The 11,891-nt window shown below is 70.9% G+C and carries 8 protein-coding genes; all 8 read left to right on the top strand.

All coding sequences use genetic code 11. From position 1 onward, the window contains the following. The first annotated feature begins 292 nt into the window (after positions 1–292). A complete protein-coding gene (locus QM638_RS11265) occupies positions 293–1,786 on the top strand; it encodes an aldehyde dehydrogenase family protein (RefSeq protein WP_415142065.1) in 1,494 nt (497 codons plus the stop codon). Next, positions 1,783–3,543 carry a choline dehydrogenase gene (betA, locus tag QM638_RS11260; RefSeq protein WP_415142064.1) on the top strand — a complete coding sequence of 587 codons (1,761 nt, stop codon included), beginning with the start codon at positions 1,783–1,785 and terminating at the stop codon, positions 3,541–3,543. The genes QM638_RS11265 and betA overlap by 4 nt, the downstream gene beginning before the upstream one ends. 54 nt (positions 3,544–3,597) lie before the next feature. Then, complete coding sequence (locus QM638_RS11255) at positions 3,598–4,716, top strand: quaternary amine ABC transporter ATP-binding protein (protein WP_415142063.1); 1,119 nt, start codon at positions 3,598–3,600, stop codon at positions 4,714–4,716. Then, positions 4,713–6,740, top strand: coding sequence for an ABC transporter permease subunit (locus tag QM638_RS11250; protein ID WP_415142062.1), 2,028 nt, complete (start codon positions 4,713–4,715; stop codon positions 6,738–6,740). The genes QM638_RS11255 and QM638_RS11250 overlap by 4 nt, the downstream gene beginning before the upstream one ends. Beyond that, a complete protein-coding gene (locus tag QM638_RS11245; protein WP_415142061.1) occupies positions 6,737–7,729 on the top strand; it encodes an ABC transporter substrate-binding protein in 993 nt (330 codons plus the stop codon). Before QM638_RS11250 ends, QM638_RS11245 begins: the two co-directional genes overlap by 4 nt. Positions 7,730–7,862: 133 nt before the next feature. Then, positions 7,863–10,436 (top strand): GcvT family protein, encoded by a 2,574-nt coding sequence (locus tag QM638_RS11240; RefSeq protein WP_415142060.1) that lies wholly within the window; start codon positions 7,863–7,865, stop codon positions 10,434–10,436. A gap of 7 nt (positions 10,437–10,443) precedes the next feature. After that, positions 10,444–11,238 (top strand): electron transfer flavoprotein subunit beta/FixA family protein, encoded by a 795-nt coding sequence (locus tag QM638_RS11235; RefSeq protein WP_415142059.1) that lies wholly within the window; start codon positions 10,444–10,446, stop codon positions 11,236–11,238. Then, on the top strand, positions 11,235–11,891 hold a 657-nt coding region (locus QM638_RS11230), incomplete at its 3' end, for a hypothetical protein (RefSeq protein ID WP_415142058.1). The genes QM638_RS11235 and QM638_RS11230, both read left to right, overlap by 4 nt.

Raw genomic sequence — 11,891 nt, 5'->3', positions numbered from 1 at the left:
GCCTAGCGGCCCCAGCGGCCCCAGCGGCCCCAGCGGCCCCAGCGGCCCCAGCGGCCCCAGCGGCCCCAGCGGCTCGGCCGCTCGCGGGCCGGCGGTCGAAGCGTGCCCGGGGTTGAGCGCCGGGGTTGAGCGCCGGGGTTGACCCAGGAGGGTCCGAAGGGTTGACGTAGAACCACAAGCGCAGCAGTCTGGATCCATAGTTGCGGCATGAGCATTGCTGTTGCATGTGGCGGAACAGTTGCTCCTGTCGTGAGCGCGGCCTCGAGGTAGGTGACCGGAAGGCGGAACCCACGTGGAGACGTTGTTCATCGCTGGCGCTTGGGTCCCGGCCCGATCCGGCGCCAGCCGGGAGATCCGGTGCCCCGCGGACCGGGTCCTGGTGGGCACCGTGGACGAGGCCGGCCCGGCCGACACCGAGGCGGCCATCCTCGCCGCGCGGAATGCCTTCGACGACGGCGAGTGGCCCCGCACCCCGATCGCGGAGCGGGCCGACCTGCTGCTCCGGGTGGCCGACCTGCTGCAGCGCGACAAGGCCGAGATCGCCCGCGCGGAGAGCCTCGACACCGGCAAGCGGCTGGCCGAGAGCGAGATCGACGTCGATGACGTGACCAGCGTCTTCCGGCACTACGGCACGACCGCCCGCGTCGAGGACGAGCGCGCCATCGAGGTCGAGGCGCCGGGCGTGGTCTCCCGGGTGGTGCGCGAGCCGGTCGGCGTGTGCGCGCTCATCACGCCGTGGAACTACCCGTTGCTGCAGGTCGCCTGGAAGGTCGCGCCGTGCCTGGTCGCCGGCAACACCTTCGTGCTCAAGCCGAGTGAGCTCACCCCGCACACGGCGATCCACCTGATGCGACTGCTGGCCGAGGCCGGGCTCCCCGCCGGCGCCGGCAACCTGGTGCTCGGCGCCGGCAGCACCGCGGGCGCGCCGCTGTCGGTGGACCCACGCGTCGACCTGGTCTCCTTCACCGGTGGCGTGACCACCGGCAAGCGGCTGATGGTCAATGCCGCCGAGACGGTCAAGCGGATCGCCCTCGAGCTCGGCGGCAAGAACCCGAACGTCGTCTTCGCCGACGCCGATCGGGAGGCGGCACTCGACAACGCCATGACGGCCGTCTTCCTGCACTCCGGCCAGGTCTGCTCGGCCGGTGCGCGGCTGATCGTGGAGGAGTCCATCGAGGAGTCGTTCGTGAACGAGCTGGTCGCGCGTGCCGGCCGGATCCGGTTGGGCGGACCGTTCGACGCCGCCGCCGAGACCGGCGCGCTGATCTCGCAGGCGCACCTGGACAAGGTGACGGCGTACGTCGACCAGGCGATCGCCGAGGGCGCCCGGCTGCGGGTCGGTGGCAGTCGCGCCACCGACCCGCCGCTCGTCGACGGCTACTTCTTCCCGCCCACGGTGCTCGACGAGTGCGACACCCTGATGCGCTGCGTGCAGGAGGAGTCCTTCGGGCCGGTGCTCACCGTGGAGACGTTCCGTACCGAGGAGGAGGCGGTGCGGCTGGCCAACGACTCGATCTACGGACTGGCCGGCGCGGTGTGGACCTCCGACGCCGCGCGCGCCGAGCGGGTCGCCCGCCGGCTGCGGCTCGGCACCGTGTGGATCAACGACTACCACCCGTATGTGGCCCAGGCGGAGTGGGGCGGCTACAAGCAGTCCGGGTTCGGCCGCGAGCTCGGCGCCGCCGGGCTGGAGGAGTATCGCGAGACCAAGCACATCTGGCGCAACGACCACCCGGCCCCCACCGGCTGGTGGAGGTCCGGCGGCGACGCAGGGGGCGGGTCATGAACGATCGCTACGACTACGTCATCGTCGGCGGTGGCTCGGCCGGCAGCGCGCTCGGCAACCGGCTCAGCGCCGACCCGGGCACCAGCGTGCTGGTGCTGGAGGCGGGTCGCTCGGACTACCGGATCGACCCGTTCATCCACATGCCCGCGGCGCTGCCGTTCCCGATCGGCAGCCGGTTCTACGACTGGAGGTACGAGACCGATCCCGAGCCGCACCTGAACGACCGCCGGGTCTATCACGCCCGCGGCAAGGTGCTCGGTGGCAGCAGCTCGATCAACGGGATGATCTTCCAGCGCGGCAACCCGATGGACTACCAGCGCTGGGCGGCCGACCCCGGCATGGAGACCTGGGACTATCTGCACTGTCTGCCCTACTTCAAGCGGATGGAGACCCGTCTGGGTGACGACGGCTATCCGATCCCGGACCGCTGGCGCGGCGGCGACGGGCCGCTGATCCTCGAGCGCGGCCCCGCCACCAACCCGCTGTTCGCGGCGTTCTTCGACGCCTGCGTCGAGGCCGGCTACCCGCTCACCGACGACGTCAACGGCTACCGCCAGGAGGGCTTCGCCCGGTTCGACCGCAACGTCCATCGTGGCCGCCGATACTCCGCGGCGCGCGCCTATCTGCACCCGGTGCGGTCGCGGCAGAACCTGACCATCAAGACCTACGCCTTCGTCTCGGCGATCCGCTTCCACGGCAGCCGCGCGGTCGGGGTGAGCTATCGCCAGGCCGGCCGGGACCATCAGGTCATCGCCGGCGAGGTGATCTGCTGCGGCGGGGCCATCAACACGCCCACGCTGTTGCAGCTCTCCGGTGTCGGCGAGGCCGAGCACCTGCGCGGGCTCGGCCTCGACGTCGTCGCCGACGTCCCCGGCGTGGGCGCCAACCTGCAGGACCACCTCGAGGTCTACATCCAGTACGCGGCCAAGCAGCCGGTCTCCATCGCACCCGGTCTGAAGTGGCACCGCCGCCCGAAGATCGCCGCCGACTGGCTCTTCTTCCGCAGGGGCCTGGGCGCGACCAACCACTTCGAGGGAGGAGGGTTCTGCCGCAGCAACGAGGACGTCGAGTGGCCGAACCTGATGTTCCACTTCCTCCCGGTCGCGATCAGGTACGACGGGTCCGCCCCTACGCAGGGCCACGGCTACCAGGTGCACGTCGGTCCGATGTACGCCGACACCCGCGGCCACGTGCGGATCAGGAGCACCGACCCGCACGAGCACCCGAGCATGCTGTTCAACTACCTCTCCACTCCGAACGACCGCCGCGAATGGGTGGAGGCGATCCGGACGGCACGCACGATCCTGAACCAGCCGGCGTTCGCGCCGTACAACGACGGTGAGATCTCGCCCGGGCCCGGCGTGGAGACCGACGAGGAGATCCTGGACTGGGTGCGCCGGGATGCCGAGACGGCGCTGCACCCCTCCTGCACCGCCAAGATGGGCACCGACGACTCCTCGGTCACCGACCCGCTCACCATGAAGGTGCACGGCCTGGAGGGCCTGCGGGTGGTCGACGCCTCGGTCTTCCCCTATGTCACCAACGGCAACATCTATGCGCCGGTGATGATGGTCGCCGAGAAGGCGGCCGATCTGATCCTCGGCAACACCCCGCTGCCGCCCGCCGAGGTGCCCTTCTACCGGCACGGCGACGGCAGCCCGCTGTACCCGCCCGGTGACCCCCGCAACGGCCCCGATGAGCCCGATCAGTCCGATGAGCCCGATCAGCCCGATCAGCCCGCCGCCGGGAGCCGCTGATCGTCGTACGCAGTATCCGATCCGCACCGATCCGCCAGGCCGACAGGAGTGCCGATGACCGCAACCGCCGAGGGGTCCGCCCCGACCGCCGAGACCGACACGTCCACGCTGTCGGTCGCTCACCTGTGGAAGGTCTTCGGACCGCACGCCGACAGCATCATCGGTACGCCGGAGGCCGACCTGCCCCGCGCCGAGATGCTGGCCAGGACCGGCTGCATCGCGGCGGTCAAGGACGTCTCCTTCGACGTCACACCGGGGGAGGTCTTCGTGGTGATGGGGCTCTCCGGCTCCGGGAAGTCGACGCTGGTGCGATGTCTGACCCGGCTCATCGAGCCGACCGCCGGCCAGGTCCACCTCGAGGGCCGAGACATCGCCGCGATGAGCAGCAGGGACCTGATGTCGGTGCGCCGCAACGAGGTGGCGATGGTCTTCCAGCACTTCGGCCTGCTGCCGCACCGGCAGGTGATCGACAACGTCGCGTTCGGCCTGGAGATTCGCGGCGAGGACAAGGAGCAGCGACTCGACCGGGCTCGCGAGGTGATCGAGCTGGTCGGGCTGGCCGGCTACGAGGGCCACTATCCGGACCAGCTCTCCGGCGGCATGCAGCAACGCGTCGGCCTGGCCCGGGCGCTGGCGGTCGACCCCAAGGTGCTGCTCTTCGACGAGCCGTTCTCCGCGCTGGACCCGTTGATCCGGCGTGACATGCAGAACGAGGTGGTCCGGCTCCAGGAGGAGCTGGGCACCACGATGGTCTTCATCACCCACGACCTGCCGGAGGCGCTCAAGATCGGGGATCGGATCCTGATCATGCGCGACGGCGAGGTCATCCAGATCGGCCGGCCGGACGAGATCATCGGTGCGCCCGCCGACGACTATGTCGCCGACTTCGTCTCCGAGGTGCCGCGGGCACACGTGCTCACCTTGCGCTGGGTGATGCGCGCGCCGCGTGCGGGGGAGCGGCTCGACGGGCCGGAGATGACGCCGGACACGGTGGTGCAGGCCGCGGCCCGGGCCGCGCTCGACTCCGACGCCCCGATCCGGGTGGTCGAGGCGGGTCGGCTGCTCGGGGTGGTGGACGAGGACTCGATCATGCAGGTGGTCATCGCCGAGGAGACGGTGGCCGATCCGGCCGCTGCGGAGCCGGATACGACCGAGGCGGACGAGGCGAGATGAGCACCGTCACCGAACCGGTCGGCGTGGCCGGCGGTCCCACCCGGGCCCGGCCGCCGCGGACGAGTCTCGGCAGCCTCCGGATGGGCCTGCGGCGCCGTTGGCTGCTGCTCGGGACGGTGGCCGCCTGGGTCGTCCTGGCCGTCGTCTGGCAGGGCAAGCACACCCTCGAGATCGGCGGCACCACCCAGGTGGGGGTGCAGAACTGGCTCGCCGACCGCGCCCTGGACCTGCAGAGCGGCAAGGGTGCGCTGGTCTCGGTCACGCACGGCATCTCGGACGTGTTCGACACGGTGATCGCCTGGCTGCAGCGGCTCATCGCGGTGCCGGACTTCCCGAGCCCGTACCCGATGATCGGGTTCCTGGGCGTGGTGGGGATCGCGTGGTTCCTCACCGCGCTGTGGGCGGGATGGCGGCTCTCCGTCCTGACGCTGTGCTGCTTCCTCGCCTTCGCCGTGCTCGGGTATTGGCAAGACAGCATGAACCTGCTCATCGTCACGCTGATCGCGGTGGCGCTCTCGGTGATCATCGGCCTGCCGCTGGCCGTCTGGATGGCGCACAGCCGCGGCGCCCGCGCGGCGATCACGCCGGTCCTGGACCTGATGCAGACGATGCCGTCGTTCGCCTACCTGCTGCCGCTGATGCTGCTCTTCGGCATCAACGCCACCGCCGCCGTGGTCTGCACGCTCATCTACTCGATCCCACCGGTGATCCGGATCTCCGCCCACGGGCTGCAGCACCTGCCCGAGGCCACCATGGAGGCGACCACCTCGATGGGGCAGACCAGCTGGCAACGACTGCTCAAGGTCGAGCTGCCGATGGCCAAGCACACCGTGATCGTCGGCATCAACCAGACCACGATGGCGGCCCTGTCGATGGCGACGATCGCCGCGTTCATCAACGGCCCGGGCCTCGGCCAGCCGGTGGTGCGCGCGCTGAACGCGCTGCGGGTCGGCGACGCGTTCGTGCCGGGCCTGTGCATCGTGCTGATGGCGATCATGCTCGACCGGGTCACCACCGCCGCCAGCGAGCACAGCGAGCGGCTGGCCCGTGGCCAGGCGAAGGAGAAGGCGCACGGACGGGTCCGCAACCTGGCGATCGCCGGCGTCGTCGCGGCCGTGCTGGTCTATCTCTCGCGGTACTACGAGTTCGCGGCCAAGCCGTGGTCCGGTGGTGTCGGCGACTGGGTGGCGGATCGCTGCCAGGACATCGTGAACTGGCTGCAGGACAACATCGCGGCCCAGACCAAGTCGATCGCCGACGCCTGCACGAACGCGATCATCAACCCGCTGCAGAACCTCATCGCGGGCAGCCCGTGGTTCGTGACGGCGCTCGCCATCCTGGCCATCGCACTGTTGCTCGGCGGCTGGCGGGCCGGCATCGCGACGGTGATCTGCCTGACGCTGCTGCTGTGGCTGCGGCTGTGGAACGACTCGATGATCACCCTCTCCTCCACGATCGTGGCGGCGGCGGTGGCGATGATCCTCGCCTCGACGATCGGGGTCTGGATGGGCCGGAGCAGACGCGCGGACGCGATCATCCGTCCGCTGCTCGACGCCGGGCAGACCATGCCGCCGTTCGTCTACCTGGTACCTGTCCTGGCGCTGTTCGGGCCGAGCCGGTTCACCGCCATCGTGGCGGCGGTGCTCTACGCGGCTCCGGCCGCCATCAAGATCGTCGCCGACGGGATCAGGGCGGTCTCGGCCGCGACCGTGGAGGCGGCCGAGTCGGCCGGCGCCATCGCCATCCAGATCATCACCAAGGTGCAGATCCCGATGGCCCGGTCGGCGTTCACCGTGGCCGCGAACCAGGGATTGCTCTACGTGCTCGCCATGGTCGTCCTCGGCGGCCTGGTCGGCGGCGGCGCACTCGGCTACGACGTCGTCGCCGGGTTCAAACAGCTCAGTGTGCAGGGCCGCGGTCTCGCGGCCGGGTTCTCCATCGTGCTGCTCGGCATCCTGCTCGACCGCATCACCACCTATGCCGCCAGACGCTCCGAGGCCCGGGCCCAGCGGGGGGAGTCATGAGTGCGACCAGGCTCTCGCCCGGAGCCGCCACCCTCGCCCGACTGAGCCGCTGGCTGCTGCCGCTGTTCGTGGTGGCGGTGCTGGTCGCGATGCTGCTGCCGGGCGGAGGCGACATCTCCAAGGCGGCCGCGGTGGGCTCGAGCAAGTGCGGGACGTTCAACCTGGCGGTCAACAACTGGGTCGGCTACGAGGCCGACGCCTACGTGGTCGGCGAGGTGGCGGAGAAGAAGCTGGGCTGCATCGTCAACTACATCTACGTCGACGAGCAGGTCTCCTGGCAGGGGTTCGCCAGCGGACAGGTCGACGCGATCCTGGAGAACTGGGGGCACGAGGACCTGGCCCAGCTCTACATCAAGCAGCAGAAGGTGGCCCTCGACGCCGGACCGATCGGCATCAATGGGGTGATCGGCTGGTACGTGCCGCCGTGGATGAAGGAGAAGTACCCCGACATCACCAACTGGAAGAAGCTCAACTCCTACGCCGACCTGTTCAAGACCACCGAGTCCGGCGGCAAGGGCCAGCTGCTCGACGGCGACCCGGGCTTCGTCACCAACGACGAGGCGCTGGTGAAGAACCTGCACCTGGACTTCAACGTCGTCTTCGCCGGCAGCGAGGCGGCGCTGATCCAGGCCTTCCGCACGGCGCAGCAGCAGAAGAAGCCGCTGATCGGCTACTTCTACTCGCCCCAGTGGTTCCTCTCCGAGGTGCCGCTGGTGAAGGTGGACCTGCCGAAGTACACCGCGGGCTGCGACGCCGTCGCGTCGAAGGTCGCCTGCGACTATCCCACCTACCACCTGAACAAGGTGGTGAGCACGACGTTCGCCGAGGCCAACGGCCCGGCGTACCAGCTGGTGAAGAACTGGACCTGGTCGGACACGGCTCAGAACCTGGTCGCCAAGTGGATCACCGAGGACGGGATGAGCCCGGAGAAGGCCGCCCAGAAGTGGATCGACGCCAACCCGGACAAGGTGAACGCCTGGCTGCGGTAGCGGACGCGCCGGTGCCTCGGTTCCCTTGACAGGGCGCCGTACCGGGGCCGATTCTGAACGTGCGTTGCTCAATACGCGACTATGTTGCGAATAGTGCAACGATACGACCGCCCATCCGTCGAGGAGGCACTCCATGGCAACAGTTCCCAGCTCCGCGAACGTCGTGGTCATCGGCGCCGGGATCGTCGGCAACAGCCTGGTGTGGCATCTGGCCGACCTGGGCTGGACCGGCATCGTGCAGATCGACAAGGGCCCGCTGCCCAACCCGGGCGGCTCCACCGGACATGCCTCGAACTTCATCTTCCCGGTCGACCACTCCCGCGAGATCACCGATCTGACGCTGGACTCGATGCGGCAGTACCGGCAGATGGGCGTCTTCACCGAGTCCGGCGGCTTCGAGGTCGCGCGTACCGAGGAGCGCATGGAGGAGCTCCGTCGGCGGATGTCGAGCGCCCGGGCGTGGGGCATCCCCGCGGAGCTGGTCACCCCCGACGAGGTGGCCGCCCAGGTGCCGTTCGTGGAGAAGGACCAGATCATCGGGGCCTTCTGGACGCCCGGCGTCGGCGTCGTCGACAGCCTGCGTGCCGGCACCCTCATGCGGGAGAGGGCGATCGCCCGCGGTGCGCTGAGCGCGGTGGCGAACGTCGAGGTGATCGGTCTGGACACCGAGCCGCTCGGGCCGCATCGGAGCCGCCGCCGGATCACCCGGGTCCGCACCACCGACGGCGACATCGAGGCCGGCACCGTCGTCATCGCCTGCGGGGTGTGGAGCCCCAAGCTGGCGGCGATGGCCGATGCCGCCATCCCGCTGACCCCCGCGGTGCACCAGATGATCTCGGTGGGACCCTGCCCCCAGCTCGCCGAACGGGAGGGAGAGATCAGCTTCCCGATCGTCCGGGACATGGACACCTTCTGCTACGAGCGGCAGCACGGCGCCGACATGGAGGTCGGCAGCTACGCCCACCGGCCGATCCTGCACGACCCCGAGGAGATCCCGAGCATCGACCAGGCCAGGCTCTCCCCGACCGAGATGCCGTTCACCGAGGCGGACTTCGACCCGCAGCTCGAGCAGGCCTTCGAGCTGATGCCCGACCTGCTCGGCGCCGACGGTGCGGAGATCCGCTACGCCATCAACGGCCTGCTCTCGCTCACCCCGGACGGCTCCCCGATCCTCGGCGAGACCCCGGAGGTGGCCGGACTGTGGAGCGCCGCCGCGATCTGGATCAAGGAGGGCCCCGGCGCCGCGCGTGCGGTGGCCGAGCGGATGACCCGCGGCTGGTCGGAGATCGACGTCAGCCAGTCCGACATCGCCCGTTTCTACGACCACCAGCGGCGCCGCGCGCACGTCAAGGCGCGCACCAGCGAGGCGTTCAACAAGACCTACGGCATCGTCCATCCGGGTGAGCAGTACGAGTCCGACCGGCAGGTCCGCACCGCGCCGATGTACGACGCGCAGGTGGCCGCCGGCGCGGTCTTCGTCGAGGCCGCGGGCTGGGAGCGGCCGTTCTGGTACGAGTCCAACGCCCACCTGGTCGCCGACTACGACGAGGAGGCGATCATGCCGCGGGACCACGAGTGGGACGCCCGCTGGTGGAGCCCGATCATCAACGCCGAGCATCTGCGGATGCGGGAGGCCGCGGGCATCGTCGACCTGACCGCGTTCGTCGTCCTCGACCTCACCGGGCCGGCCGCGCTCGACGTCGTCCAGCGCACCTGCGTCGCCCAGTGTGACGTGGCCGTCGGCAAGGTGGTCTACACCCCGGTGCTCGACGAGCACGGTGGCTTCGTCTCCGACCTGACCCTGATGCGGCTCGGGGAGAGCGAGTTCCGGGTGGTCACCGGCGGCGCGCACGGCATGGTGGACAAGAAGTGGTTCGCCGACCGGATCACCGACGCGGAGGCGGACGGCGGGACGACGCTCACCGATCGCACCGCCGAGGTCACCACCATCGGGCTGTGGGGTCCGAAGGCGCGCGACATCCTGGCCGAGCTGACCGACGACGACGTCTCGCATGCGGGCTTCGGCTTCGGCACCTGCCGCACCCTCGCCGTCGCGGGGCACCGGGTGCTCGCCTCCCGGATCTCCTACGTCGGTGAGCTCGGCTGGGAGCTGTACGTGCCCTTCGCCGACGGCGCGGCCGTCTGGGACGCGCTGCACACCGCCGGGGCGGCGCACGGCGCGATCGGCGTCGGGATCGGCGTCTATGCCACCACCGGGCGGCTGGAGAAGGGCTATCGCGCGTTCGCCGCCGAGCTGGACGCCGAGCGCACCATCGTGCAGGCGGGGATGGCCCGACCTCGGGTCAAGGCGGCCGACTTCGTCGGCCGGCAGGCCTACCTCGCCCAGCGCGAGTCGGCGGCGAACGGCACCGGGCCGGACGTCGTACTGTGCACCCTCGAGGTGCTCGACCACACCTCCGCCAGCGGCGTCAAGCGCTACATGCTCGGCGGCGAGCCGATCCTCACCCGCACCGGCCAGCCGATCCCCGGGGTGCCGGAGAGCGAGGTGCACATCGGCTACGTCACCACCGCCGGCTCCGCGCCGAGCCTGCGTCGTCACCTGCTGATGGCCTACCTGCCCGCGGCCGCGGCGGAGCTCGGCGCCGAGTACGCGGTCTCCTACATGGAGGAGCTCTATCCGGTGCGGGTGATCGCCGTCGACGCGACCTCGCCGTTCGACCCGGACAACGAGCGGATCAGGAGGTGAGCGCCGGATGGCCCGTCCGGTGAACACGTTGGTCTGCGTCAAGCGGGTGCCCGACGCCAGCAGCGAGGTGGTGCTCACCTCCGACGGGCTCGCCGTCGACGGCCGGTACGTCGGCTACACGATCAGCAACCACGAGGGCTGCGCCATCGAGCTGGCCGTCCAGATCGCCGCCGCGACCGGTGGCGCCGCCACCGCGCTCACCCTCGGACCGGACGCGGCGACCGACCAGCTGCGCTCGGCGCTCTCGCTCGGCTGCGTCGCCGCCGTCCACGTGGTGGCCGATGCGGGCGCCTTCGGCCCGACCGACGTGGCCGCCGAGATCGCCGCCGTCGTGGCCGACCACGCCGCGGCGGGTCGGTCGTACGACCTGATCCTGCTCGGCAACGACGCCGCGGACACCGGAGACTTCCAGGTCGGCATCCGACTCTCCTACCTGCTCGGCCGGCCGGTCGCAGCGGGGATCAAGACCGCCGTCGCCGACGAGAGCGGCGAGGGTGTCACCGCGTCCGGCGACGGCCCGGACGGCGTCGACACCTATCGGCTGCCCACGCCCGCGATCCTGACCGTGCTGGAGGGCGGGGTCGAGCCGCGCTATCCGACCGTGGCGGGGCGGATGAGGGCGAAGAGGGTCGAGATCGAGACCCGGGCCCCGGCCACCACGCCGACCGGGCCGCATCGGCTCAAGCTCGCCCTGCCCGCGGCCGCGGCCAACACCGCGCAGGTGCTGGCCGAGGGCCAGGACGCGGCCGCCGCGGCCGCCGCCGTGGTGGCGCTGCTGCGCGAGCTGGGGGTCGCCCGATGATCGTCTGCTGGGTGCACGGCGACGCCGACGGCGCCCTGAGCGAGATCAGCCGGGAGACGCTCACCATGGCGCGCCGGCTCTCCGCGGCCGGCGGGGGAGTGCCGATCGACGCCGTCCATGTCGGCGACCTGCCGGACGCGCTCGCCGCCGAGCTGGTCGACGGCCTGGCCGGTCATGCCGTGCGCACCCTCTACCAGGCCCGCGGGGAAGGCTTCGCGGCGTACTCCGGCGCGGCCTGGGGAGCGGCGGTGCTGGCGGCTCGGGCGGCCGCCGGCGCGGTGGTGGTGATGGCCGGCGGTGACCCGCGCGATCTCGAGGTGATGGCGCACGCCGCGGCCCGCGCCGGAGTCCCGATGGCCGCCAACGTGGTCGGCTTCGAGGGGCTCGCCCCGTTCGTCGTACGGCGCCAGGCGGTGGGCGGCAACGTGACCGAGTGGATGCAGCTGGGCACCCGTCCGGCCGTCTTCTCCGTCGCCGGCCACGCGGTGGAGGCGACGCCCGCGCCGCAGCGCGGTCCGGTCGACGTGGTGCCGCTCGAGGTGGAGCTGGCTCCCGCCGACACCGTCGCCGCGGTCCGCTCGAGCGTCCCGGCCGGGGGCGGTGGCAGCGGGGACCTGGCCAGCGCTCGCGTCGTGGTCGGGGCGGGCCGCGGC

The sequence above is a fragment of the Nocardioides sp. genome (genome assembly GCF_047606145.1).
Lineage (GTDB): Bacteria > Actinomycetota > Actinomycetes > Propionibacteriales > Nocardioidaceae > Nocardioides.
Note: the sequence above shows the minus strand (reverse complement) of the source record. Positions and strands in the feature narration are given on the sequence as shown.